Here is a 24,923-nt window from a genome sequence, read left to right as displayed (position 1 = left end):
ATTCCCTTATCGGAGGCTTGTGGTTGTGTCGACTCTTCTCGAGCAGGACGGGCTGGTAGCGACCTGGCGTCGGATGCACCCCAGCGCCGATTCCGGGTCGTGGGAATGCTGTGAACTCGATGGCCGCGGTGAAGTGGTGCCGCATCCTCAGCCCTCGGCACGGCGCCAGATTGTTCTCACCGACGTGTACTGCCAGATCGCCGAGCAGATTGGTCACGTGGCAGCGATGTCGGTTGCCGTGGCGACACCGTCATTTGGCATCCGCGTACCCGACGTCGTCTGGATGCCGCCTGAAAAGTGGGAAGGGTTTGACCGGGACGATCCTGTTCCGTTTGTGCCGGATCTGTGCGTCGAGGTGCTCCTCGACCGCAAGTATGCGCACGACATCGGCGCGCGGGTCAGGGCGTACCTCGAGGGCGGCGCCCAGGAGGTCATCGTTGTAGGCCAGCGCGGAGAGCTGCAGTTCTGCGGCGCCAATGGGCTGCGGCAAACTTCGCAGTTCGGCATCATGCTCACACTCGAGCGGATGTACTTCGAAGCGTTCGCTCCGTCTTCGCACTGATCATAAGATGAGCGTCGGCCGACGCTCGCGACTCCACCAGCAGTATTGACTAATCCAGCGCGAAATCCGCCGGGGCCTCCGGCTCCCTGGCGTAGCGGAACACGTTCAAATCATCGTGCTCGATAGCGGGCTTCCTGCCTGAAATCAGGTCGGCGAGAAGCTGCGCCGAACCGCACGACATGGTCCACCCAAGCGTGCCATGGCCCGTGTTCAGGAAGAGGTTGGGCACGGCAGTGCGGCCAACAATGGGCGTGCCGTCCGGCGTCATCGGCCGCAGCCCGGTCCACAACGTCGCCTTCGATGTGTCGCCGCCACCCGGGAACAGATCGTTCACGCACATTTCGAGTGTCTCGCGCCGAGCCTCGCGCAGGCGCTTGTCGAACCCCACGATCTCGGCCATGCCGCCCACGCGAATTCGTTTATCGAAGCGCGTGATGGCGATCTTGTAGGTCTCGTCGAGGACAGTCGAGACAGGGGCGCGTGCCTCGTCCAGGATCGGCGCCGTGATGGAATACCCCTTGAGCGGGTAGACCGGAATCTTGACGAGGCCAGACAGGAAACTCGTCGAATAGGAACCAAACGCGACAACGAACGCGTCGGCATGGATGAGCCTCGTTCCGTGACGGACGCCAACGACCTTGCAGTCTTCGACGACGAGCGTATCGACGGTCGTGTTGTAGCGGAACGTCACGCCGGCCTCCTCGGCAAGAGCGGCGAGCCTGGTCGTGAACAGCTGGCAGTCGCCTGTCTCGTCGCCAGGCAAGCGAAGACCGCCGGTCAATTTTTGCGAGGTTGCGGCGAGGGCCGGCTCGACCCGCGAGAGTTCGCCTGCACTGAGCAACTCGTAGGGAACGTTCGCCTCTTTGAGGACGGCGATGTCCTTTGCCGCGCCGTCGAACTGCTGCTGTGTCCGGAAAACCTGCAGCGTCCCGCCGGTTCGTCCTTCATACTGGATGCCCGTTTCCGCGCGCAGCGCCATCAGGCAATCGCGGCTGTATTGCGCAAGCCGCACCATGCGGTTCTTGTTGATGGCGTAGCGCTCCGCCGTGCAGTTCTGCAGCATCTGCCACATCCACTGCAGCTGGAACTGCTTGTCCGCGTCATCCGGGCGGATGGCGAGCGGGGCATGCTTCTGGAACATCCACTTAACGGCTTTGAGCGGAACACCAGGGGCCGCCCACGGCGCCGCGTATCCCGGAGAAATTTGCCCGGCGTTCGCGAAGCTCGTCTCGAGCGCAGGACCGTGCTCGCGGTCGATGACAGTGACTTCATGGCCGGCGCGCGCCAGATAGTACGCGCTCGTCACGCCGACGACCCCGCTGCCCAATACCAGAACTCGCATATCCGTCGTCTCCCCAGCCAGGCGGCCGCCAACATCTGATGAACGCTGCCGGTATTCGATCTGGCAGTCGATGAAGGAATGCTAGCGACATGCGAGCAGTTTTCAATAATGTTTAGCGGGTTATTTCTGGTTGAAATAGCCATGTCGCCTGGAGGAGGACGGATGTTTTCAAACCGGCTTCCCGGCTGAAGGATTGTTTGCGAAATACGCGAACAGTATTGGAAGGAATCGGGATAAATTCATCGACGTGTGCATATACACTCTGGCTCATCGATGTCACGGCGAAGGAAGCTAACTCTGCGGCTTCGTCGCTGTCACGTCGGACAACCAGCAATCGACGCGCCTTCCCATCTTTCTTCGGGTAAATCATGTCCAAGCTCTTTTCTGAAGTCAAAGTCGGCCCTTACACGTTCTCGCACCGGGTCGTTCTTGCACCGCTCACCCGCATGCGCGCCGAAAGCGGCGCGATTCCCGGCGCACTCATGGCGGAGTATTACGCGCAACGCGCGTCGGCCGGCGGCTTTCTGATCGGCGAGGCCACCATCGCTGCGCCGAACGGCAACGGCTATCTCGGTGCGCCTGGCTTGTACGACGATAGTCAGATTGCGGGCTGGAAGCGCGTGACCGATGCCGTGCACGTGAAAGGCGCGAAGATTTTCCTTCAGCTCTACCACGCTGGGCGCCAGTCGAACTCGGAGCTGCAACCCGATGGCGGGCGGCCCGTGGGTCCCTCGGAAGTCCCTCACGGCGGCGTCGCCTACACGGACGCCGGCTGGGTTCCGAATACGCCGAATCGCGCCCTTGAGACGGATGAACTTGCGGGTATCGTCGAGAGCTTTCGCGCTGCGGCGGCACGCGGCGTCGCGGCGGGCTTCGACGGCGTGGAACTGCACGCCGCAAACGGCTATCTGTTCGACCAGTTCCTGCAGGACGGCAGCAACAAGCGGACGGACATCTATGGCGGTTCGTTCGAAAACCGCGCCCGCCTGTTGATGGAAGCCACACGGGCTGTGATTTCCGTGTGGGGAAGCGACAAGGTTGCCGTGCGCCTTGGGCCGAGCGGGTCGTGGGGCGATATGTCGGATAGCGATCCTGTCGGCTTGTTCGCGTATGTTGCGCAAGAACTCGCCAAGCTGAATCTCGCGTACCTGCACCTCATCGAGCCCCGCATTCTCGGCAATGTCGAAAACGAGGGCGCCGATCCCAATCCCGTTGCTGCCCAGCTCATTCGCAAGCACTATGCGGGCACCATCATCGCGGCCGGCGGCTTCGACGGCGAAAAGGCCGAGGCCATCCTGCAGGCCGGCGATGCCGATCTGGTTGCATTCGGTCGTCACTTCATTGCGAATCCCGATCTTCCGGAGCGGCTGCGTCGCAAGCTGTCGCTCAACCGGTACGACCGCCCCACGTTCTTTGGCGGCACACACGTCGGTTATACGGACTACCCGTTCTATCAGTCCGGGACGCAGGCAGTAGCCTGAGCAGGGCGGCCGCCCAATTGCGCGAATTCAGCGCGATATTGGGCTCGTTTCGGGCAATTGGTTCAGCGCGTCTACGCCTACACTGTCTTTCATGGAGCGAGACGTTGGCTCCATCCCAGGATTCCCCTCCTGCGGTCGAGTTGGACCATACCGTGTACCCGTTGCAGAACAGCAGTCCGGCAGTCGTAGTCGTATGTGGCAGAGTTGAGTGTCAATGTCGAAGCACCACGCTGTTGAATCAATGAGGAGTGCAGGGCAACTCGTTGTTGAAGTGCAGAGCATCGCGCAGTTGAATCACGCAGTTGAAGTGCGGAGCAACACGCAGTTGAAGTACCGCTTCATCCAGGCAGTATGCGATTGCAAGTCCAGGCCGCTTACATCGGAACGGGTGTGAGCGGCCGCCGTTCGTCTGCCTGGGTCACGTGTACGAGTGCGTGTTCCCGGTCGAGCATTGATTCGCTCCGCCATTCGCGCTACCTTTACGTTTGTCCTGTTCGTCGAGTGCTGGTCAACGAGGGGAGAATCGTTTCGTGAAGAGAGCGTGGGTTTTCCCTTGCGTCGTCGCCTTGGGCGCGATCCTTGGCGGTTGCGGCAAGGAGAGTTCGCGAAACGTCACCGAGGCGTCGGGGGCATCCGCGAGCCAGGCGCCCGGTCAGCCCGCGCAGGGCGCAAGCGGCACACCTGCCGCATCAGGCGCGCAGGTTGCGGGCGCGCTGGGTACCGTCACCATGAAGCAGTTGCCGGGGGAAGCGACCGAGACACTGCGGCTGATCAAAGCGGGCGGCCCCTTTCCTTTTGCGGACGACGGCGTCCTGTTCCGTAACACGGCGCAATTACTGCCGCAGCATCCACGCGGCTACTACCACACATACACGGTGCGCACCCCGGGCATGACGGATCGTGGGCAGCGCCGGGTCGTATGTGGTGGACCGCGCAAGCAGACCAGCGACTGCTATTACACCGACGACTACTATGTCAGCTTCAAGCGCATTGCCGGGTAAAGGCGAATCCAGATTTTCGTCGTACCTGAGCGCATGCTCGGGCGCTAAATCAATAGCTCCAGGGTTTTGAACAAGGCGAGGTCTTCTTTCTTCGCCGAGCGCGCGTGGCGGCGTATCACCTGCAGCAAACAGTCGATGAAAGCAACGGCCGCGCGGCTCAGTGTGCTGTTGCGGCGCGTGACGATGCCCAGTTGTCGGGGTTCGAACGCTTCGCGCAACGCGAGCGAGCGCAGGCGGCCTCCGAACGGCGGCACGTGGCTCAGGATCGTCGGGCTCCACGTGCACATGTCTGCCTGCTCCACCATGGTTTGCAGCGTCGCTACCGACTGCGCGCGCACAATGCGGCGTTCGTCGATCTGCGCGCCGTGGCGCGTGAACAGATAGTCGACCAGATCGCGTTTGCCGTCCGGCGCGAAATTCAGCACCCAGTCTTCATCGAGCAGTTCGCGGATCGAGCGCGCCCGCACTTTCCGGTGTCCTTCCCGCACCATCACCGACGATTCGTAAGTGAGCACAGCCTCGGATGCGAACTCCTGCTCACTCGCGCCGGGCTGCAACTGGCCGACGGCGAAGTCCATGCTGCCGTCGCGCAGCAGCGGCTGGGCAACGGCCATCAATCCTTCGACCAGTTCCAGACGGATGTCGGGCATGCGCTCGCGAAACAGCCGTACGGCCTCGGCCAGAAAGGTCAGCGTAATCCACGGCGTGACGCCCACCGTGAGACTGCCTTCCACACGGCCTCTCAGTCGCTCAAGGTCGTTGTTGGCGTGTTCGAGTTGATTGAGCACGATGCGCGCGTGCGTAAGCAGCACCTTGCCGTGCTCGGTGAAGGTAATGCCTTCGGGCGCGCGGATCAGGAGCGGCAGGCGCTCGTTTGCCTCCAGTTCGCGCAGCGCGCGCGTGACTGCCGCCTGCGAGAGCCCGAGCGAACGGGCCGCGCCGCGAATACTGCCGGCGTCCGCGCTGGCGACCAGCGCTTCCAGTTGGTGCAGTTTCATGTCAGCGTGCGCGGCGAGAGAGGTGGGGTGACAACGGTGGGTTGTCATCATAACAAAACGCTGGCTGTTCCCCGGAATTTGCGCTGCATACGATTCGCTCCACGATGCACGAATGGACTGAGGAGGCGAATTGAGCAGACAGTGGGTTTTGCCCGAGGTGGCGGCAATCGAAGCCGACATGATTGCGTTGCGCCGCCAGTTGCATGCGCAGCCCGAACTGGGCTTCGAAGAACATGTGACGAGCGCGCTTGTCGCCGAAAAGCTCGAAGCATGGGGCTATCGCGTGACGCGGGGCGTGGGCGGCACGGGCGTGGTCGCCACGCTCGAGCGCGGAAGGGGGTTCAGGCTTGGGCTGCGCGCCGACATGGATGCGCTGCCCATACGCGAGGCGACGGGCCTTCCCTACGCCAGCGGCAACGAAGGCGTGATGCATGCCTGCGGCCATGACGGCCACACGGCGATACTGCTGGCAGCCGCTCGATGCCTCGCGCAAACCGCACAGTGGCGCGGCACGTTGCACCTGATTTTTCAGCCGGCCGAAGAAGGCCTGGGCGGCGCGCGCAAGATGATCGAGGACGGCCTCTTCGAGCGCTTTCCCTGCGACGCCGTGTTCGCGATGCATAACGTGCCTGGCTTCCCGGCAGGACGAATCGGCTTTCAGAGCGGCGCATTCATGGCCAGTGCGGACGAGGTGACGATCCGCGTGATCGGCCGCGGCGGCCATGCGGCCGCCCCGCAGCAGACGATCGATCCCGTCGTGGTCGGCGCCTCGATCGTCATGGCGCTGCAAAGCGTGGTGGCGCGCAACGTGGCGCCGCACGATCAGGCCGTCGTCAGCGTCGGCGCGCTGCACGCTGGGAGCGCCTCGAACGTCATTGCATCGCACGCCGATCTGCACCTGAGCGTGCGTGCGCTTTCGGCGCCGGTGCGCGAACTGCTCGAGCGCCGCATCCGTGAAGTGGCGCACGGGCAGGCCGCGAGTTACGGCGCGCGCGTGGAGATCGACTACCGCCATGACTACCCGGTGCTCGTCAACCATAGCGACGAGACCGAGGTGGCGCGCCGCGTCGCGCTCGAATGGGGCGGCCCGGAGCTGCTGCTCGACGGCCTGCGCCCGCTCATGGCAAGCGAGGACTTTGCGTACATGCTGGAGCGCTGCCCCGGCAGCTACCTCTCGATCGGTAATGGTGACGGCGAGCAGCACTGCTCGCTTCACAACCCCGGCTACGACTTCAACGACGCGAGCCTTGCCATTGGCGCGAGCTACTGGGTCAAGCTCGCAGAACACATTCTGCAATAGCACCACAGAAATTGCAGAATCCACCGAAGCAATTGAAACAACCGAAACGACACGAAGGAGACGGGCAAATGAAGCAATGGACGATGGCGCTCTCACTGGCGCTCGCTGCGGCGGCAACGGCGGGGCAGGCGCACGCGGTGGACCTGAAGGGCCGGGAGATCCGGCTCGCGGTCGATCCCACTTACCCGCCGCTCGAATACAAAACGCCGGACGGCAAGCTCACGGGCTTCGGCGTGGACATTGCCAATGCGTTGTGCGCGCAACTGAACGCGCATTGCGTATGGGTGGAAACGAGCTTCGACGGCATGATTCCAGGCCTCATCGCGCGCAAGTTCGATGTCATCTCTTCGTCGATGACGATCACGCCCAAGCGCGCGGAGCAGATCGCCTTCACGAACAAGATCTCGAATGCGCCCGCGCGGCTCGTCGTGCGCCGCGGCTCGCCGCTCCTGCCCGATGCAGCTTCGCTCAAGGGCAAGCGCGTGGGCGTGGAGCAGGGCACGAGTCAGGAAGATTACGCGCGCGCGAAGTGGCAGCCCGCGGGCGTGGAGATCGTCCCCTATCAAAACCAGGACCAGGTCTATACCGATTTGACGTCGGGCCGCCTGGATGCCGCGTTTCAGGCGTCGATCGCCGCAAGCGACGGCTTTCTGAAGCGCCCTGAAGGCAAGGACTTCACGTTCGCGGGCCGGGCCATCGACGACCCGAAATTCTTTGGTCAGGGCGACGGTCTCGGCCTGCGCAAGCAGGACACCGAACTGCGCGAAGCCTTCAACGGCGCGCTCGCCGACATTCTCGCAAACGGCACTTACGCGCGTATCAACAAGAAGTACTTCGACTTCGATATTTACGGCGCGAAATAACTCTGGACAGGTCGTGCAATTGACCAGGGCGGGCGCAAGGCATGCGATCCGCCTGGTGAGGATAAGCGGGCTACGTATTCGCCTGATAGTAAGTATGACTTATAAAAACGGAAGACATATGAGAAAGAGGAAGATCGTTTGTGTCATGGCGCTGTGCGGTGCGGCGGCGCCAGCCTTTGCGCAAAGCAGCGTAACCCTGTACGGGTTGATCGACGAGGGCATAGACTATACGAACAACGTCGGCGGTCACGCCGTCTACGAAATGACGAGCGGCTACGCCCAAGGCAGCCGCTGGGGCCTGAAGGGCACTGAAGACCTGGGCGGCGGCAACAGCGCGGTCTTTCAGATCGAAAGCGGCTTCAATGCGAGCAACGGGACGCTGGCACAAGGCGGCCGAGCCTTCGGACGCCAGGCGTACATTGGTCTCGCCAATGAACGCTACGGCACGCTCACGTTCGGGCGTCAGTACGACGCCGTGGTGGACTATCTCGCGCAGACGACGGCGAACGGCAACTGGGGCGGCTACCTGTTTTCGCACCCCTACGACAACGACAATACCGACAATACCTTTCGCCTGAACAACACGATCAAATACGCGAGTCCGACGTTCGGCGGTTTCTCGTTCGGCGGCACGTATAGCTTCAGCAACGACACGAACTTCGCGAACAACCGCGCGGTGAGCGTGGGGGCGCAATACACGGTGGGCGAATGGCTCATCGCCGCGGCCTACCTGAACGCCAGCAACCCCGCGCTGACCTCGGGCGGCGCGATTGCGGGCGCGAGCAGTACGAACGGCGCGGACGGCAATTTCGCTTCGTCGCGTCTGCAGATTTTCGGCGCTGGCGTGAGCTACACAGCGGGCTCGGCAACGGTCGGCTTCGCGTACACCAATACGTACATCGGCCAGCCTGTGGCGAACGTCGGGTATCTCACCGGTGACGAGACGATCCAGCCGGTGACGGGGCCGCTCGCCGGCGGCCGGGTGACGTCGCTCAGGTATCAGAACTTCGAGGTGAACGGCAAGTATCAGCTTACGCCGGCTTTCTACGTCGGAGCGGACTATGTCTACACGCTCGTACACTACGACGCGACGACAGGCAGCGTGAAGCCATCGATCCACTCCGTGGGCGTGATGGCCGACTACAACCTCTCGAAACGCACGGACGTGTATCTGCAGGGCGCATTCCAGCTCGTGGCGGGCGACAAGACCGGCTCGTCGCTCGACCAGGCTTATGTGCCCGGCGCGCAGGATCTCTCGTCCACTTCCCGCCAGGTCGTGGTGCGTGCCGCCATTCGTCACAGCTTCTGACGTCGTAGCCTGCACGCGGCGCTCTGCACGGTCTGAGCGCCGCCCATGGTGATTTTATGAAAGACTCAGGTTTCGAAAATTAATCGGATAACTAAGTATTGTGGCGCGACGGCGTATGCCGCATCGCGGGAACGAAACCGAATCGCCCCCGTTTTTTTCTCCAGCATTTTTGGGCCGTTCCCTTTAAAATTGCCTGATCCTGCAGTACCGGAGCACTACCATGGAACGAAAGAAAGCTGAACACATCCTGCTCGAAGCCGACGAGATCGCCGGCCTGGTTCTCAACGGCTTCGACATGACGATGGAAACCGACGCCGGGCGTGCGCTCTACGACCGCACATTTAACGCCTATATCCACAACGAAATCGGCGACTTGCCCGTTGGGGATCTGTACGACGCCTTGAACGGCTCGCCCGAAGCCTTTACCACAACCACGCCGCATTGAGCCGGCACCCCGCCGGATAACAACGAAGAGCCACACTGCGAAAGCGCAAGAAATCGCAGCATGGCCTCATCTCGTCGTTACCCGTTCACTTCACATCGAACGAGTAATGTCCGGTCGTGCGATGCCCATCGGCGGCAACCGCGACCCACACCACCGAATACTTGCCGGGCGTCAGCGCGTTCAGCGCAACCGACATGCGCTTGCTGTTGCCCGCATCGACCTTGGCCTTCTCGCGAATGACGGATTTGCCCTGCGCGTCGGTCACGTCGATGGAGCTGAACGCGGGCTCGAGCCCATCGTCGAAGTCGATCACGACCGCGTTGAGCGTGGCCGGCGCGGTCGATCCCGCGGGCGGTTCCTGATGCTTCGGATAGGCGTGCGCCCATGCGAGGTGGGCGGCGAGCAGCGCGATCGAGGCAACAGCCGTGCGCAAAGTAGCGAGTTTCATGGCGATATTCCTGTGTGAATGTGCTGGCTTACTGGAACAGCGGCTTGCCGATCGTGCGCGGCGCGACATCGTCGAAGAACATGTGCACCTGCGCGAGGATGCCGACGTGCGAGCCGCTCGCCCGGTTGATCGGGATCTGTGCTTCGATGCCGAGCTGGCCGTAACGGTTCATCCAGATGAAGCCGGGGTTGACGGTCCCGGTCGTTTGTCCCTGGCTGCGCGAGAGGGGCACTTCGACCAGCGGGATGAGGTTGGAAAACGGCTGCGGCAAGCCGAGGTCGTGCACGTGCTGCTGCAGGTAGGGCAGGCTGTACTGGAACGTGAAGCCATAGTCGAACGAGTTCGGCTGCCCGCCTCCGGTCGTGAACGACGGTCCCGCTTCTCCGGTGATGGCGATGGGCCGCAGCCAGGCGAGCGAGTCGGGCAGATCGCCCATGCCCTTGCCGGCGAAGACCGTGGGCGAGATCGTCGAGAAGTTGTTGGCGATCGCCCGGCTGCCGGTGCCGCCGAGTTCGGCGTTCACGCCGACCGAGGTCATGAATTCATGCGCATCGTTCACGTAGAGCAGGTACTTGAGCCCCACGCCGAAGTTGTCGAAGCCGCGCGCCGTGGGGTTGTTCTGCATGACGTAGCCGCCGTCCACCGAGAACGCGAGCCGCGGCGTGATGAGCTTGTCGTACTCGAAGCGGAAGGTGTTGATGCTCTGGTCGCCGGCGTCAGCCGGCACGCGCTGGTGCCCGAATTCGAGGTTGGCTTCGTCGCCTACGCCCGGGTCGTCGACGGAGAGCGTGGAGGGGAAAACGCGGTCGCCCGCGATGGCGTGTGCATGGGCCACGCACGGTCCGAGCAGCAGCGCGCAGCCGACGAGTCGACCGAGTGTGCGAAGGTTGGCAAGAACGCCCGGCGCCATGCGGCTGGAAGGCGATTGGTCAGACATGAGTTGTCCTGTCGAGGAGCGAGGCACGCGCGCGAGCTTCGGCGGCGCGCGGGCAGACCCGGCGACACGCTGGGCGCGTCGGCCGGGATTGGCATGGTCGAGCCAGTCAGGACAGGGGTGGGGCGCGTGCGTGGATGCGGCCCGCGGGCGCGACGAGGCGAACGCTTTCGAACTGCGCCGCGATGCGCGCTTGCACGAGCCGGCCGACGACGAATAGCGCCACGGGTACGCCGGACACGACGGGCAGGTGCGCGAAGAAGCTGCAATAGCCGCAGTCCTGCATGTCGCCCGACGTTGCGTGCGTGCCCGCTGTGCCGCTCGCGCCGTGAACGTGATGCTCCATCGAAGGCATGCCGCAGGGCGCGCGTTCCACCGTGCCGGGCGCCATCTGCATGGCCTGGGCGGCAAGCAGATGCGAAACCACGGGCGCGAGCGTCGCCATGAGGAGCGCAAGCGTCCCCAGTAGACTGCCCAGCCTGAGATGGAATCGGCGCACGGCGTGAAGTGGCGGAAATAGTGCGGCGATTATGCCACGCGAGCCGCCATCCCCGCCGCGCGGCTGACGACGGCAGCGCCGCCCGTCAAAGCGATCGAGCCCGCGTGAAGCCGGCACGAAAGTGCCTTGAAGCGATCAGCCGCGCAGGCCGACTGTGTGACGCAATTCCTGGTAGCTGCGCAAGCCCGCGACGCCCAGTTCGCGGCCGATGCCGCTCAGGCCGAAGCCGCCCCAGCACACTTGCGGGAAGATCAGTTGCGGGGTGTTCACCCAGACGAGCCCGGCGCGCAACTGCGCCTTGTAGCGTCGCGCGGCCTTTTCGTCGCGCGTCACGACCGTGGCGACCAGTCCGTAACGTGTATCGTTGGCGAGTGCGATTGCTTCGTCATCCGAACGGAAAGACTTCACGCACGCGACCGGTCCGAAAACTTCGTCGGTCCACAGCACGTTGTCCGCCGCGGGCTCCGCGATGACGACGGGCGCCATGAAGAAGCCATCGGCGCAGGCGGGATCGAGTTTCCCCGCGAACGCAATCTGTGCGCCCGCTTCGACGCCTTGCGCCACAAGGGCGGCCACGCGCGCGTGTTGGGCCGCGCTGATGAGCGGTCCCATTGCCGCGTCCGCACCTTGAGGCGGCGCGACCACGACGGCTCGCACCGCGGTCTCGAACGCGGCCATGAACTTGCGATACACGTTGTCGTGCACGAGGATACGCGCGGTGGCCGAGCACATCTGTCCGGCGTTGGTGAACGCGCCGCCCACCGCGAGCGAGACGGCCTGCGCCACGTCGGCGTCTTCGCGCACGATCAGCGCGGATTTGCCGCCCAGTTCGAGCGTGAGGCGCTTCATGTCCTGCGCGGCGGTCTGCATGACCTTGCGGCCCGAAGCCGTGCTGCCGGTGAACGAGATCTTGTCGACGAGCGGATGCGTCGTCAGCCACGCGCCGACGTCGCCGCCGCCGTTGACCACGTTCACGACGCCATCGGGCACGCCCGCTTCGCTCACGATTGCGGCGAGCATGTGCTCGGTGGGCGAGGTGAGTTCCGAAGGCTTGATGACGACCGTGCAGCCCGCGGCCAGCGCGGGTGCGAGTTTCCACGCCGTCGTGACCATCGGGAAATTCCACGGCACGATCAGCGCCGCGACGCCGACCGGTTCGTGCACGCGTTCGGCCAGCAGCGCATCGTCCGGCACCGCGACCGGTTCGGCGGCGAACGCCGAGGCGTCATCGCAGAGGCTGGCGTAGTAGTTGAACGTCGCGACGGCGTCGCTCACGTCGAGGTCTGCTTCGAACGGCGGCTTGCCGCTCACCTGCATCTGCATGGCAGCGAGGCGTGCGCGGTCGGCTTCCACCAGTTCGGCGATCTTGCGCAGCAGCTTGCCGCGCGCGGCCGGTGTGGTGTGCCGCCACGCGATGAGCGCATCGTGTGCGGCGTGCACGGCCCGATCGACCATCGCGGCCGTCGCGTGCTCCTGCCAGCCGATCGTTTCGCCCGTGGCCGCATTGCAGATGCGCGAGCACACTTCGCTGTCCGCGGCGCAAAAGGTTTCGCCCGCAATCACTGCGGCGCGCAGCACGAAGGCTTTGCCGTCGATCCGACGTTCGGTATTCGTAGCCATGAGGTGTCTCCTCGCGCCCTAGCGGTAAGCCACGCCGGGCATGATGCAAAGCATTTCGAAGGCGAGATTCGCGCCCACGAGCGCGGTCGTGCCGGCCTGGTCGTACGGCGGCGAGACTTCGACGAGATCGGCGCCCACTACGTTGAGCCCCTTCATGCCGCGCACGATTTCGAGGCCCTGGTGCACGGTGAGGCCGCCGATTTCGGGCGTGCCGGTGCCGGGCGCGAAGGCGGGATCGAGCCCGTCGATATCGAAGCTCAGGTACACGGGCGTGTCGCCCACGCGCTCGCGCACCTCTTCCATGAGCGGTGCGAGCGAGCGGTTCCAGCAGGCTTCGGCTTGCACGACGGTGAAACCCTGCTTGCGGCACCAGTCGAAGTCTTCGGCGTGATAGCCGGTGCCGCGCAGGCCGATTTGCGTGACCTTGTCGCATTGCAGGAGGCCATCCTCGACGGCGCGGCGAAACGGCGTGCCGTGCGCGATCTTTTCACCGAACATGGTGTCGTTCACATCGGCGTGAGCGTCGATGTGGACGACGGCGACCTTGCCGTATTTCTTGTGCAGCGCGCGCAGGATCGGCCACGCGATCGTGTGGTCGCCGCCGAGCGTGATCGGGCGGCAGCCCGTCTCGACGATGCGGTCGTAGGCCGCTTCGATCAGACGAATCGAATCCTTCAGGTCATACGGATTCGTTGCGACGTCACCGATATCGGCCACCTGCAGCGAATCGAACGGCGCCGCGCGCGTGGCCATGTTGTACGGGCGCAGCAGCACCGATTCCGAGCGGATCTGGCGCGGCCCGAAGCGCGTGCCGGAGCGATTCGAGGTGCCGATATCGAGCGGCACGCCCACGAAGCAGACGTCGAGGCCCTCGGTGGTCTCGGCCTGCGGCAGGCGCATCATCGTGGCGATGCCGCCGAACCGCGGCATCTCGTTGCCGCCCTGCGGTTGGTTGAACTGGCGTTCCATCTGGTGTGTCTCCGATCGTTAGAGTCAAATCGATCGGGCGATGGTAGGGGAGATCCCGCGCGGCCAAATATTGAAGTTGAGATGTTTACATCGATGGAAATCGATGTATGCGGGTCCTTAACAGGCCGACCAGCCTGACTAAACCGCGGCGTGGCCCCAGGCGATCAGTTCGCGCTTGGTGCGCACGCCCAGTTTCGCGAAGGCGCGCTTCACGTACGACTCGGCGGTGGCCACCTGCACGCCCAGGATCTGCGCGGCTTCGGGCACGGTCTTGCCGGTGATGAGGTGCGCACAGGTCTCGTATTCGCGTTTGGACAGGCGCACGTTGTCGGCCGCAACGCGCGCGTCGAACTGCGCGAGCGGATGCATGAACGGAGCCGCATGGGCGATGCGCCGAGCCGCGCTCGTGGAGGCGTGCAGTTCGAGCAGCGGAAACAGAAACTCGCTCACGCTGCGAAAACGGTTCATTTCCATGAGCGTAAACGGCGGTTCGCGCAGCCCGCGTTCGAGCGCGATGGAGTCCTGCGCGTGGCGGGTGCCGCGAGCGAGCACGCATTCGTGGGCAATGCGCGCCTCGTCGAAGAGCCGCTGGCGGAATTCGCCCGGCGGCATCGCGCCGATGTCGCGCACCACCAGCATCGTGCCGAGCTTGCCGCGAATGCCCGCGAAGAGCGGATCGCTTTCGTAGAAGCGGTCGTAGTAGAGCGTCATCACGTCCGAGATCGCGCCCGAATCCATTCCGACCCCGCCACTGCCGATCCATTCGCAGCGATAGCCCGTGGGCATCGTGTTGTCCGCGCGCGAACGTTCGATATGCACGACATTGACCGGCACGACCTCGTTGAGCAGCAGCGTGAGACGCGGCACGAAATCGGGCGTGCCGACGGCCTCGATCACGTTGCCGAGGGTCTTGAACGAGAGCGGAAAGTTCGGTTGATCGCGGTTCAGCGGGGGGACGTTGAGCAGCATGGCACGCCCATTCATAATGGCTGATTGATTATAGCCGAACGCTATTGGCCGCCCAAATGCCCAAATCACGCAGCAAAACACCGCTTGCCCCCCCTGAGGGGGGGCATACCGCAACCGCGCGAGTCGGTAACTTTGGCGTCACTCAATCAACTGGAAGCGACGCAAATGAGCAAACTGATTCAGGACATCGTGCCGCTGGGCGCTGGCATCGGCGAATTCACCAAACTGGAATACGGCATGGACGAAAGCGACTGGCGCGCCACGGTCGGCAAGAACAATCACTATGTGATCGGCTGGTGGGAAGGCAAGGTCGGCGTGGTGGACTTCCCGGCCACGACCGCCGACGAAGCGGTATGGCTCGTGGAAGGCAAGATCGCCCTGACCGACGCGAACGGCGCCCGCAAGGAATTTGCGGCCGGCCAGGGCTATCTGCTGCCCGCCGGCTTTGCAGGCCGCTGGGAAACCCTCGAAGACGCGAAGAAGTTCTACGTCGTGCTCGAACAGGCCTAAGGACCATGGCGAGCCGCCTTCAACGGGAGGCGGTTCTGTTTCTCTCGTTCCGCGCAGTGAAGCCAATCATGAGTACCCCTGCAGAAGTTGAAGTCGAATCGCGCCCGGGAGCCACGCTCAGCGTGCAAGAGGCGCTTTCGCGCACACGGTTCTTTCCGTACTGGCTCGACAACCCCGCCGAGCCGCCGACCGAGCCCAGGCTCACCGCCAACGTCGAGGCCGACCTGCTGATCGTCGGCGGCGGTTTCACAGGGTTATGGGCCGCCGTGCAGGCCAGGGAGCAGATGCCGCATCTGAACGTCGTGCTGATCGAGGCGGGTAAGGTCGCGCACGGCGCGTCGGGCCGCGCGGGCGGCATCATCTCGACTTCGGTGATGCATGGACTGCCCAATGCCGTACGGGTATTCCCCAACGATATTGCGCAGCTCGAAGAATTCGGTCATCACAACCTCGATGGCTTCGAGCAGACGCTCAAGCGCTACAACATCGACGCCGACATCGAATGGAACGGCGAAATGACGGTGGCGGTCGATCCGGAGCATATCGAGCACTTGCGCGGCGACTACGAGCTGCACAGGCGCTACGGGCACGATGTCGTTCTGCTCGACAGCAAAGCGACGCGCGAGCAACTCGATTCGCCGTTGTTCGCCGGCGCGCTGTGGTCGCGCAATCGCAGCGGCATCGTGCATCCGGCCAAGCTCGCGTGGGGCCTCAAACGCGCGGCGCTTTCGCTCGGCGTGAAGCTCTACGAGCACACGCCGCTCATCGATGTCATCGACGAAGGCCAAACTGTTTACGTGAAGACGCCCGAAGGCAGCGTGCGCGCGCCGCGCGTGGTGTTCGGCAGCGGTACGGCGAAGGTCGGCATTCCCGATATCAACCGGCGCGTGCTGCAGGTGCGCGACCACGTGCTCGCCACCGAAGCGCTCACCGAAGAACAGCTCGCGCGTATCGGCTGGAAGCATCGCCAGGGCATTTACGACACGCGCACGCAGCTCAATTACTTCCGCCTCACGAAGAACAACAACATCATCTTCGGCGGGCTCGTGAGCTATCACTTCGACGGCGATCCGAATCCCGCGCAGGACCAGAAGGCCGAGACCTACTATCGGCTCGCGCAGGCGTTCTACCGCACCTTCCCGCAGCTTGCGGACGTGCGCTTCTCGCATGCATGGGGCGGCCCGATCGACTACTGCTCGCGCGGCTCCGTATTCGCGAAGCGCTATCTGAACGACAAAGCTGTTTTCGTGGCGGGTTACACGGGCTTTGGCGTGGCGGCGAGCCGCTTCGGCGCCTTCATGGGCCTGAATATCCTGTTCGACCGCAACAGCCCCGAGCGCACGCTCGATATCGCCAACCAGAGCCCGACCTATATCCCGCCGGAGCCAGTGCGCTGGCTGGCCGCCAAGGTCACGTTCCATGCGTTCGACGGCGCCGACGCCGAAGGCGGCTGGAAGCGCGCGTGGATCAAGGGTATCAAGGCGATGGGCTTTCCGATGTGAGGGACTAGCGGCATGTTCTCCAATACCTCCGATCTCGACCTGCGGCTCATCCGCGTGTTTCTCGCCGTGGTGGACGCGCGCGGTATCACGGCAGCCGAAGCGACGCTAGGCGTGCGGCAGTCCACCATCAGCACGCAGCTCTCGGCGCTCGAGGCGCGCGTGGGCTTCAAGCTCTGCGAGCGCGGACGCGGCGGCTTTCGTCTCACGTCGAAGGGCGAACGTTTCGTGCCCTCGGCGCGCGCGCTCGTTGCGGCCACCACCGAGTTCGTGGCGCGGGTGCGCGATATTGACCGAAAACTCGTCGGCACGCTCGGCATCGGCCTGATTGGCCAGGCTTCGCACGTCGAGAACGCGCGGCTCGCGGAAGCGATAGGCGCATTCCGCAAACGCGATCAGGCCGTGCGTTTCACGATGAAGGTCGCGGCGCCGCAGGAACTCGAAGAAAGCCTCATCAACAACCACCTCGACATTGCGATCGGCTACTTCTGGCATCGCGTGGCGGGCCTCGACTACACCGAGCTGTTCAGCGAGCGCCAGGTGCTGTGCTGCGGGCGCGGGCACGCGCTGTTCCATCATGCGCCGCACGTCAATGTCGATGATCTGCGCGAGCACGACTGGGTCTGGCGCAGCTATCCGATCCCCGAGGAGCTTGCCGGTATCGGCGACCGGCAGGTGACGGCGATTGCCGACAGCATCGACGCCGCCACGGTTCTGATCCTCTCGGGCAGCCATATCGGCTATCTGCCTGCGCATCACGCCGAGCCGTTCGAGCAACGCGGCCTCATCCGGGCGCTCGGACGCACCACGTTCGGCTTCGACGTGCCGATGCATCTGGCCGTCAAGCGCAGCGCGGCGGAAAAGCCCATCGTGCGTGCGTTCTGCGACGATCTGCTGGGCGTCTACGGGCAGCATGCCGCCGCGCCCGAAGCGCTGGTTGAATGAAAGAAGCGCTGCGCGCCATACATTGGCTGCGCAAGATGTAAACGTATGGAATGCAGAATAATTAGCCCGCTGCGATCGATTAAAGTGGGCGAGAGACGTTGATAGTGCGTTGGCCGGTTGTTGCAAAAACAGCCAGATCAGCGCGGCAAGGAGTGAGACAATGAGCAATAACAGCATTACCCAGATCGAAACTTTCGGTTTCGAACGCATTCCCGATGCGTCGCGCTACGCGCGGCCCATCGATCTTTTCCGGCTGCTGTTCGGCGGCTGCAATACCTTCTCCACCTCGGTGCTGGGCAGCTTTCCGGTGCTGGTCGGCCTCTCGTTCAAGGCGGGCGTGTGGTCCATCGTGCTCGGCGTGCTCGCCGGCACCTGCATTCTCGCGCCCATGAGCCTGTTCGGTCCGCGCAACGGCACGAGCGATCCCGTTTCGTCGGGGGCGCACTTCGGCATCCATGGGCGGATCGTGGGCTCGTTCCTCGCGCTGCTCACATCGATCGCGTTCTTCGCGCTCGCCGTGTGGAGTTCAGGCGATGCACTCGTGGGCGGCGCACACGACATGGTCGGGGTGCCGGTCAACGCCTGGACACTCAGCTCGGCTTACATGGTGTTCGCCGTGCTCGTGGTGGTGGTGTGCATCTACGGCTTTCGCTTCATGCTGTGGGTGAACAAGATCGCCGTATGGGCGGCGAGCCTCATGTTCGTGGTGGGCGCCTTCGCGTTCGCGGGCGCATTCGATCCCAACTACGCCGGCACGCTGCATGAGGGCGGCGCGGGCTTCTGGGTGGCCTTCGTGAGCGCCGTGCTCGTCGCATTGAGCAACCCGGTGTCGTTCGCCTCGACGCTCGGCGACTGGGCGCGCTACATTCCGCAGCACACACCGCGCCACCGCGTGATGGGCGCCGTATTCGCCGCGCAGATCGCCACTTTCGTGCCATTCTTCTTCGGCCTCGTCACGGCTACGCTCATCGCTACGAAGGCGCCGAGCTTTATTGCCTCGAACGACTATGTCGGCGGACTGCTGGCCGTGTCGCCGCGCTGGTTCCTGCTGCCTACTTGCCTCATTGCGATCATCGGCGGCATGTCCACGGGCACGACCGCGCTCTATGGCACCGGCCTCGACATGTCGAGCATGTTTCCGAGACTCCTGAATCGCCTGCGTGCGACCATGCTGATCGGCACGCTGGCCATCGGCTTCATCTTCGTCGGCCGCTTCGCGTTCAATCTCGTGGAAAGCGTCTCGACGTTCTCCACGCTCATCTGCACGTTCAGCTGCCCGTGGATGGCGATCATGGTGATCGGGTTCGTTACGCGCCGCGGCCACTATCTCAACGATGACCTCCAGGTCTTCAATCGCGGCGGCCGTGGCGGCCACTACTGGTTCACGCACGGCTGGAATCTGCGCGCGATGGGTGCCTGGCTGCCGGCGGCGTTCTTCGGTCTTTCGTTCGTGAATCTGCCGGGGCAATTCGTCGGTCCGCTTGGCTCGCTGGCGGGTGGCCTCGATCTGAGCGTGCCGGTTTCGCTGGCGGTGGGCGGCATGATCTACGTCGTACTGCTGACGATCTTCCCCGAGCCGGATGCCGTGTACGGCCGGGAAGGGCGCCGCTTCGTGCGCGGCGGCGCGCGCGGGCAAACCGCTGGCGCGGTGCGTGAACTGCAACGCAGCCCGGAATACGCCGAGTAAGTCGGCAAGCACCTGGTCGCTTCGCCGGGAGCCGTTGCGCAGAGAGCGGGTAAGATCACGGCTTTGCGCAGCGCGTAAGGAGGCGATCTTGCTTCGTTCACTCGTAAGGGGCGGTGCCGGTGCCCTGCTCTTCGCCGTCGCCATAAGCAGTCCCGCCTTTGCCGCCGAACCTGCCACCGGCAGCGACGCTCAGATACGCGAAGCCGCGCTCGCCTTCATGCGCGAGAACGGTATCCCCGGTCTCGCGATCGGGGTCGCCGTGAACGGCACGGAGCGCTTCTACAACTTCGGCGTCGCATCGAAGGAAACGGGCGAGCCGGTCACGAACGAAACGCTGTTCGAACTCGGCTCGATGAGCAAGACGTTCGCCGCCACCCTGGCCGGATGGGCGCAGGTGAACGGCAAGCTCTCGCTCGATGCGCCGGTGAGCACCTATGTACCCGAGATGCGCGGCACGCCATTCGGCGCGCTCACGCTCGTCAATCTCGGTACGCACACGGGCGGCGGCTTCCCGCTGCAGGTGCCCGATGAAGTCACGAACGACGCGCAGCTGACAGCTTGGCTCAAGGCATGGCGGCCGCGTTATCCGGCTGGCACGCAGCGCACCTACGCGAACCCGAGCATCGGCATGTTCGCGCGCATCGCGGCGCAGCAGCTCGGCATGAGCTACCCGGATGCGGTGGAGACACTGCTCTTTCCGAAGCTCGGGCTCACGCACACGTTCATCCGCGTGCCGGCCGCGGAGCGCGCGGCCTATGCGCAGGGCTACAACAGCAAGAACGCGCCGGTGCGTCTGCATCCCGGCGTGCTAGCCGACGAAGCCTACGGCGTGAAATCGGATACGCGAGACATGCTGCGCTTTCTCGAAGCGAACCTGGGCCAGGTCGAAGTGGAACCGGAGATGCAGCGCGCGCTGGAGGCCACGCATGTGGGCTATTTCCGCACGGGGCCGTTCGTTCAGGACCTCGTATGGGAGCAGTACGCGCAGCCGGTGGGCCTGAACGATCTCGTGAAAGGCAACGCGAACGTGATGGTGCTGGAGGACAACCCGGCCACGGCGTTGATTCCGCCGCTGCCGCCGCAGCCCGACGTGTTGCTCGACAAGACGGGCGCGACCAATGGTTTTGGCGGCTATCTGGCGTTCGAGCCTTCGCGCAAGACTGCCATCGTCATTCTCGCCAACCGCAATCACCCCACCGAGTCGCGCGTGCGGTTCGCCTATCGCGTGCTGGAACGGGTGCAGGGCGTGCCTGCACCTTAGGCCGAATCGCTCGTCGCCCGCGCGGTTCGGCTGGCGGGCGCATTCGTGTTAGCCGCCGGGCTGTCGTGCACAGGCAGCCCGCTCACCGCCGCCGTGAGACCGCGCCCGCCCGGGTTGTTGCGCAGCGTGAACGTCAGGCCATGACGCTGCGCGATGCGCGCCACGATCGAAAGTCCGAGCCCGCTGCCTGTGCCCTGGGCATGATCGCCGCGAAAGAAGCGGTCGACCACGCGCTCGAGATCGGCTTCGGGAATCCCGGGCCCGTTATCGATGACTTCGAAGCCGAGCGTGTCCTGCGAACGCGTGAGCACGAGATCGATCTTGCCGCCTGAGGGCGTGTAGCGGATCGCGTTGTCGAGCAGGTTGTTCAGCAGGGTGTTCAGGCCGTGCGCGTCGGCGTTCACGTTGCAGATGCAATTGGGCGTGATGGGTGGCCGCGACTCGAGGCCGAGGTCGATGCCTTTCTCTTCCGCGAGCAGCGAGAAGTCGCCGATGGCCTGCTCTCCCAGCCTCCGCAGACTGACGACAGTGGCGGGCGTGCTCGCTTGCGCATCTTCGCGCGCAAGCGTGAGCAGTTGCTGCACGAGGCGGATCGTGCGGTTCAGGCGCGTTTGCATGCGCTCGAGCGTACGCGGCTCGCCGTTGAGCGTGCCGTCGTGCAGCGCCGCCTGCCATTGCAGCTTGAGCGCGGCGAGCGGCGAGCGCAGCTCGTGCGCCGCGTCGGCGATGAAGGTGCGCTGCGCCTGCGAAGCCGTATTCAGGCGGTCCAGCAGATCGTTGAGCGCGACGACGAGCGGGCGCAGTTCGACGGGCACCGAGCCGTCGAGGCGCAACGGCTCCAGCTCATGCGCCGAGCGCGAAGCGAGCAGCGCCGACAACGCGCCCACCGGCGCGAGCCCGCGCGTCACCACGAACAGCAGCAGCACGATGGCCACCGGCACGAGCAGTGCGAGCGGCCACAACGTATGCAGCGCGAGATGCAGCGCCAGCCCGTCGCGCACGGAAATGGGCTGCGCCACCTGAACGAAGCGATCCGGTTGCGCGATGCCGTACACGCGCCAATGCACCTCGTCGTGCTCGATCGTGCGAAAGCCCGTGGCCTGGCGCGGCAGCACGGGCGTTTCCTGCGAGCGGTAAACCAGCTTGCCGTCGTGGTCCCAGATCTGGATGAGAATACGGTCGTCGGCGATCTCGTCGAAGCCGGGACCGGACTGCTCGACCTCGCGCGCCATCGCGGCGTTCGCGGGCATGGATTGCGCCACGGCATGCAGCTCGTAATCAAAGAGCTCGCCCGCTTCTTCACGCGCGCTGTGAAAAATGCCGAAGCCGGCCACGATGGAGGCGGCCGCGAATCCGCAGATGAGCCAGCCCAGCAGGCGGCGGCGGATGGAGTTCATTCCGATCTCTTGAGCCGGTAACCTACGCCGCGCACAGTCACGATCTGGTCGGTGCCGATCTTGCGGCGCAAGCTGTGCACGTGCACCTCGATCGCGTTGCTGCCGACTTCCTCGCCCCAGCCGTACATGCGCTCTTCGAGTTCGGCCTTCGTGAAGACGCGCGCGGGCTGCTCGATGAGCACGCGCAGCAGCGCAAATTCGCGCGGCACGAGCGCGACGCTTTCGCCGTCTTTCGTCACCTCGTGCGCGGCGGGGTCGAGCGCGAGGCCGCTGTGCGTGTAGACGGGCTGTTTCTGGCCCGTGCGGCGGCGGAGCATGGCGCGCGTACGGGCGGCCAGTTCGTCGAGATCGAAGGGCTTGATGAGGTAGTCGTCGGCGCCGGCGTCGAGCCCGGCGATGCGGTCCGTCACCGAGTCGCGCGCGGTCAGGATCAGCACGGCCGCTTCGCCGCCCTTACGGCGGTAGCCGTTCAGCACTTCGATCCCGTCCTTCTTCGGCAGCCCGAGGTCGAGCAGCACGAGGTCGTACACGTCGTTGTCGAGCGAAAGCTCCGCTTCCCGCCCGTCGCGCGCCCAGTCGACGGCATGACCCTCGCGGCGCATCGAGTCGAGCACCGTTTCCGCAATCATTTCGTCGTCTTCCACCAGCAACAGGCGCATCGCTCGCTCCCCCAATTTCCAGCCTTACATTGTCGCTCATCCCGGCTTAACCGGTGCTTAAGCGGCACGCTCCCACGGCCAGCACGCCGGGCGCGATATCGCGCAGCGTGGGCTCGGCGCACGCATCGGACATGCCTTGCGGCAGCACGTTGCGCGAGAGCGTGAAGACTTCGTCGAGCGTGAGGACGATGGTGGCGGACATGGCATCCCGTGTGAAAAAACAAACCGGGCCAACGTGGCCCGGTTTCGGCGATTCGAATGAAGATTGGGAGAGAGGCGCGTTGAATGCGTAGCGCTTACAGACCGACGTCCGGCAGGGCGGGGCGCGTGGCGAGCGCCTTCTCGACCACGGCCTTCACATGCGCGAGCGCTTCGCCTTCGAGCGGCAGGCGCGGCGGGCGCGTGACGGCGCTGCCGCGGCCCACCAGTTCCTCGCACAGCTTGATGCATTGCACGAGGTCGGGACGCGCGTCGAGATGCAGTAGCGGCATGAACCAGTGGTAGAGCGCGAGCGCTTCGTCAAAGCGCTTTTGCTTCGCGAGGCGGAACAGCGTTTCGCCTTCCTTCGGGAACACGTTCGACATGCCCGAGACCCAGCCTTGCGCGCCCACGGCCACGCTTTCGACCACTACGTCGTCGAGGCCCGCGAACAGCACGAAGCGATCGCCCACGGCGTTGCGCAGATCGATGAAGCGGCGCGTATCGCCCGACGAATCCTTGAAGCAGACGATATTTTCGCAATCCTGAAGAGCGATCAGGATGTCGGGTGTGACGTCGTTCTTGTAGATCGGCGGATTGTTGTAGACCATCACCGGCACGTCGGTGCTCGACGCCACGGCGCGGAAATGCGCGGCCGTTTCGTGCGGCTTCGAGGAATACACGAGCGCCGGCATGACCATCACGCCGTCCACACCGACGCTCGCCGCTTCCTTCACGGTTTGACGCGCGAACTCGGTGGTGAATTCGGCAATGCCCGCGATTACCGGCACCTTGCCGCCTGCCGCGTCGCGCGCGGCCTCGATCACCGCAATCTTTTCGCTCGTCGCGAGCGAGGTGTTCTCGCCGACGGTGCCGCACACCACGAGGCCCGACACGCCGTCCTTGACGAGATTGCTCACCACCCGGTGCGTGGCGTCGATATCGACCGAGAAGTCCGCCTTGAACTGCGTGCTGACGGCGGGAAACACCCCGCTCCACTGGATAGCGCTCACTGTGACTCACTCCTTGAATGCGTAGCGGCTCGCGCCGGTACCTGTTGAATATGAGTGAAGTATCGCTGTCCAGATCGTTTGACGCTTGAGGCCTTTCGCGCCTCAAAAAGACGAAATCTGCATAGTCCGCCGCTTGCTTCAGCGGCCCAGGGACAACCCTGGGCAAGCTGGCGCGAGGCTCAGGCGGCGGACGCCTGCGCGCTTTCGGGCGTTTGCAGCAGCGCGCGGTACTGGCTGGGCGTGACACCCACCGTGGCCTTGAATTGCCGCGTGAACGCGCTGTGATCGTTATAACCGCACTGCGTGGCGATGTCGGTGATGCTCAGGTCGCTCGCGAGCAGCACCGAGGCCGCATCCAGACGCGTTTTCAGCAGCATCTGGCGGGGCGTGAGGTGAAAGATCTTGTGGAAGTAACGCTCGATCTGCGCCACCGACATGTTGATGAGCTTCGCCAGGTGCGCGAGCTTGAGCGGTTGCGCATAGTTGTCCTGGATGTACTTCGCGGCGACCGCGAGCCGCTGGTAAGCGGGATGCGTGCCTTCGGCGGCCTGCAGGTCGCGCGAAATGCCCGCCACGCCCAGCACGCGGCCGCGCGCGTCGTGCAGCGGGACTTTCGAGGTGAGACACCAGCCCGGCTGCCGGCCCGGATACAGATGCAGTTCGAGCTGGTCGATGAGACTGCTGTCGAGCCGCACCACGGCCCGGTCCTGGGCGGTATAGCTGTGGCCGAAGCGCGAGGGAAAGACCTGCTCGGCCGTCTTGCCGAGCAGCGCGCGTTTCTCCTTGAAACCGCAGCGCGCGGCGAGCGTGGTGTTGGCGATCACGTAGCGCGCCTCGTGATCCTTCACGAAGAACACCACGTCGGGCATGGCGTCGAACAGCGGTTCGAGCATGGTGAAATGCGCGATCATCTGCGCAAACGTGGCGTTTTCGAGGGCGGCGGGCAGGACCGGTTCGGACATCGCGAGGCGCTTGGGGCGGTATCGGCGGAAAATACCATTGTGCCGATTTGCG

At 64.3% G+C, this 24,923-nt stretch carries 26 protein-coding genes; 12 read left to right on the top strand and 14 right to left on the bottom strand.

Annotated elements, in window-relative coordinates; all coding sequences use genetic code 11:
• The first annotated feature begins 25 nt into the window (after positions 1-25).
• The gene (locus BFD71_RS20640) at positions 26-562 is read left to right on the top strand and encodes a Uma2 family endonuclease (protein ID WP_083245366.1); all 537 of its coding nucleotides are present in this window, start codon (positions 26-28) and stop codon (positions 560-562) included.
• 49 nt (positions 563-611) lie between these two features.
• Here BFD71_RS20640 and BFD71_RS20635 read toward each other — a convergent pair whose 3' ends face one another.
• Entirely contained in the window at positions 612-1,904 is a 1,293-nt protein-coding gene (locus BFD71_RS20635; protein ID WP_069266152.1) for a D-amino acid dehydrogenase, read from the bottom strand.
• A 112-nt stretch (positions 1,905-2,016) separates the two neighbouring features.
• On the bottom strand, positions 2,017-2,274 hold the full coding sequence (locus tag BFD71_RS40640; RefSeq protein WP_141710742.1) for a hypothetical protein: 258 nt from the start codon (positions 2,272-2,274) through the stop codon (positions 2,017-2,019).
• On the opposite strand from BFD71_RS40640, the gene BFD71_RS20630 reads away from it, so the two are divergent.
• Positions 2,273-3,385 carry an alkene reductase gene (locus BFD71_RS20630; protein WP_069266151.1) on the top strand — a complete coding sequence of 371 codons (1,113 nt, stop codon included), beginning with the start codon at positions 2,273-2,275 and terminating at the stop codon, positions 3,383-3,385. The genes BFD71_RS40640 and BFD71_RS20630 overlap by 2 nt on opposite strands.
• Before the next feature lie 530 nt (positions 3,386-3,915).
• Positions 3,916-4,386, top strand: coding sequence for a ribonuclease (locus BFD71_RS20625; protein ID WP_069266150.1), 471 nt, complete (start codon positions 3,916-3,918; stop codon positions 4,384-4,386).
• 44 nt (positions 4,387-4,430) lie between these two features.
• Here the strand turns inward: BFD71_RS20625 and BFD71_RS20620 are convergent, their stop codons facing one another.
• Positions 4,431-5,384 carry a LysR substrate-binding domain-containing protein gene (locus BFD71_RS20620; RefSeq protein WP_069266149.1) on the bottom strand — a complete coding sequence of 318 codons (954 nt, stop codon included), beginning with the start codon at positions 5,382-5,384 and terminating at the stop codon, positions 4,431-4,433.
• 178 nt (positions 5,385-5,562) lie between these two features.
• Here BFD71_RS20620 and BFD71_RS20615 point away from each other — a divergent pair, with 178 nt between their 5' ends.
• The 4 genes from BFD71_RS20615 (at position 5,563) to BFD71_RS20600 (ending at position 9,301) form a co-directional block, all read left to right on the top strand.
• On the top strand, positions 5,563-6,684 hold the full coding sequence (locus tag BFD71_RS20615) for a M20 aminoacylase family protein (RefSeq protein WP_370684297.1): 1,122 nt from the start codon (positions 5,563-5,565) through the stop codon (positions 6,682-6,684).
• 68 nt (positions 6,685-6,752) lie between these two features.
• Complete coding sequence (locus BFD71_RS20610) at positions 6,753-7,547, top strand: ABC transporter substrate-binding protein (protein WP_069266147.1); 795 nt, start codon at positions 6,753-6,755, stop codon at positions 7,545-7,547.
• A 118-nt stretch (positions 7,548-7,665) separates the two neighbouring features.
• Complete coding sequence (locus BFD71_RS20605) at positions 7,666-8,856, top strand: porin (RefSeq protein ID WP_069266146.1); 1,191 nt, start codon at positions 7,666-7,668, stop codon at positions 8,854-8,856.
• A gap of 220 nt (positions 8,857-9,076) precedes the next feature.
• The gene (locus BFD71_RS20600; protein ID WP_069266145.1) at positions 9,077-9,301 is read left to right on the top strand and encodes a hypothetical protein; all 225 of its coding nucleotides are present in this window, start codon (positions 9,077-9,079) and stop codon (positions 9,299-9,301) included.
• Positions 9,302-9,386: 85 nt separating this feature from the next.
• Here the strand turns inward: BFD71_RS20600 and BFD71_RS20595 are convergent, their stop codons facing one another.
• The 6 genes from BFD71_RS20595 to BFD71_RS20570 form a co-directional block, all read right to left on the bottom strand.
• Positions 9,387-9,749, bottom strand: a complete 363-nt coding sequence (locus tag BFD71_RS20595; protein ID WP_069266144.1) for a copper resistance protein CopC — start codon at positions 9,747-9,749, stop codon at positions 9,387-9,389.
• A 28-nt stretch (positions 9,750-9,777) separates the two neighbouring features.
• Positions 9,778-10,659 carry a hypothetical protein gene (locus tag BFD71_RS20590; protein ID WP_069266143.1) on the bottom strand — a complete coding sequence of 294 codons (882 nt, stop codon included), beginning with the start codon at positions 10,657-10,659 and terminating at the stop codon, positions 9,778-9,780.
• Between the two features lie 133 nt (positions 10,660-10,792).
• Positions 10,793-11,182 carry a DUF2946 domain-containing protein gene (locus BFD71_RS20585; RefSeq protein ID WP_256094826.1) on the bottom strand — a complete coding sequence of 130 codons (390 nt, stop codon included), beginning with the start codon at positions 11,180-11,182 and terminating at the stop codon, positions 10,793-10,795.
• Between the two features lie 135 nt (positions 11,183-11,317).
• Complete coding sequence (locus tag BFD71_RS20580; RefSeq protein ID WP_083245358.1) at positions 11,318-12,802, bottom strand: aldehyde dehydrogenase family protein; 1,485 nt, start codon at positions 12,800-12,802, stop codon at positions 11,318-11,320.
• An 18-nt stretch (positions 12,803-12,820) separates the two neighbouring features.
• The gene (gene speB, locus BFD71_RS20575; RefSeq protein WP_069266141.1) at positions 12,821-13,771 is read right to left on the bottom strand and encodes an agmatinase; all 951 of its coding nucleotides are present in this window, start codon (positions 13,769-13,771) and stop codon (positions 12,821-12,823) included.
• Between the two features lie 138 nt (positions 13,772-13,909).
• On the bottom strand, positions 13,910-14,740 hold the full coding sequence (locus BFD71_RS20570; RefSeq protein ID WP_069266140.1) for a helix-turn-helix transcriptional regulator: 831 nt from the start codon (positions 14,738-14,740) through the stop codon (positions 13,910-13,912).
• A gap of 165 nt (positions 14,741-14,905) precedes the next feature.
• Here BFD71_RS20570 and BFD71_RS20565 point away from each other — a divergent pair, with 165 nt between their 5' ends.
• The 5 genes from BFD71_RS20565 (at position 14,906) to ampC (ending at position 20,642) form a co-directional block, all read left to right on the top strand.
• Positions 14,906-15,250 carry a cupin domain-containing protein gene (locus BFD71_RS20565; RefSeq protein ID WP_069266139.1) on the top strand — a complete coding sequence of 115 codons (345 nt, stop codon included), beginning with the start codon at positions 14,906-14,908 and terminating at the stop codon, positions 15,248-15,250.
• A gap of 68 nt (positions 15,251-15,318) precedes the next feature.
• Entirely contained in the window at positions 15,319-16,752 is a 1,434-nt protein-coding gene (locus BFD71_RS20560) for an NAD(P)/FAD-dependent oxidoreductase (protein WP_069266190.1), read from the top strand.
• 12 nt (positions 16,753-16,764) lie between these two features.
• Complete coding sequence (locus BFD71_RS20555) at positions 16,765-17,694, top strand: LysR family transcriptional regulator (protein ID WP_069266138.1); 930 nt, start codon at positions 16,765-16,767, stop codon at positions 17,692-17,694.
• A gap of 160 nt (positions 17,695-17,854) precedes the next feature.
• A complete protein-coding gene (locus BFD71_RS20550) occupies positions 17,855-19,381 on the top strand; it encodes a purine-cytosine permease family protein (protein ID WP_069266137.1) in 1,527 nt (508 codons plus the stop codon).
• An 88-nt stretch (positions 19,382-19,469) separates the two neighbouring features.
• Positions 19,470-20,642, top strand: a complete 1,173-nt coding sequence (gene ampC, locus BFD71_RS20545; RefSeq protein ID WP_256094825.1) for a class C beta-lactamase — start codon at positions 19,470-19,472, stop codon at positions 20,640-20,642.
• Here ampC and BFD71_RS20540 read toward each other — a convergent pair.
• From BFD71_RS20540 to BFD71_RS20525, 5 genes are all read right to left on the bottom strand, one after another.
• Positions 20,639-22,039 carry an ATP-binding protein gene (locus BFD71_RS20540; protein WP_069266136.1) on the bottom strand — a complete coding sequence of 467 codons (1,401 nt, stop codon included), beginning with the start codon at positions 22,037-22,039 and terminating at the stop codon, positions 20,639-20,641. The two genes, ampC and BFD71_RS20540, sit on opposite strands and share 4 nt — an antisense overlap.
• Positions 22,036-22,698 (bottom strand): response regulator, encoded by a 663-nt coding sequence (locus tag BFD71_RS20535; RefSeq protein WP_028203032.1) that lies wholly within the window; start codon positions 22,696-22,698, stop codon positions 22,036-22,038. Before BFD71_RS20535 ends, BFD71_RS20540 begins: the two co-directional genes overlap by 4 nt.
• 46 nt (positions 22,699-22,744) lie before the next feature.
• Entirely contained in the window at positions 22,745-22,900 is a 156-nt protein-coding gene (locus BFD71_RS41490) for a hypothetical protein (protein WP_176732919.1), read from the bottom strand.
• 94 nt (positions 22,901-22,994) lie between these two features.
• Positions 22,995-23,909, bottom strand: coding sequence for a dihydrodipicolinate synthase family protein (locus BFD71_RS20530; RefSeq protein ID WP_218108666.1), 915 nt, complete (start codon positions 23,907-23,909; stop codon positions 22,995-22,997).
• A 179-nt stretch (positions 23,910-24,088) separates the two neighbouring features.
• A complete protein-coding gene (locus tag BFD71_RS20525) occupies positions 24,089-24,871 on the bottom strand; it encodes an AraC family transcriptional regulator (protein ID WP_069266134.1) in 783 nt (260 codons plus the stop codon).
• Positions 24,872-24,923: the final 52 nt, after the last annotated feature.

The organism is Paraburkholderia nodosa, assembly GCF_001718195.1.
Classification (GTDB): domain Bacteria; phylum Pseudomonadota; class Gammaproteobacteria; order Burkholderiales; family Burkholderiaceae; genus Paraburkholderia; species Paraburkholderia nodosa_A.
The sequence above is the reverse complement of the archived record's forward strand: the minus strand, read 5'-3'. Positions and strand labels throughout refer to the sequence as shown.